1 protein-coding gene is annotated in these 255 nt (G+C 48.6%); it reads right to left on the bottom strand.

Translation table 11 applies throughout. The annotated features are described in order from the left end of the window. Positions 1 to 239: hypothetical protein (locus H8L47_RS30535; protein WP_456243391.1), on the bottom strand; the 239-nt coding region annotated here is incomplete at its 3' end. Positions 240 to 255: the final 16 nt, after the last annotated feature.

Below are 255 nucleotides of genomic sequence, written 5' to 3'. Positions count from 1 at the left end.
GCCAACGTATCACCAATGCCAGCGACGCTTTTGAGTAATGACAACCCTGGGTGAGTAGCACAGACCTTTGCCAGTGTTTTTTCGATGTGAACGATTTGCGCGTTAAGGGCATGCATGACAGACAGATATGCCTTGAGCGCCATGGCTTCCATCTCACCCAAGCCCATTGTGTCTATCTCATCACAAGTCAGTTTCTTGATCAGATTAGCTGCCATATGTGCGCCATGCCGTTGGTCCATTTGTGTTTCTATCGAG

The sequence above is a fragment of the Undibacterium umbellatum genome, assembly GCF_014284125.1.
Taxonomy (GTDB): Bacteria; Pseudomonadota; Gammaproteobacteria; order Burkholderiales; family Burkholderiaceae_D; genus Undibacterium; species Undibacterium umbellatum.
The sequence above is the reverse complement of the archived record's forward strand: the minus strand, read 5'-3'. Positions and strand labels throughout refer to the sequence as shown.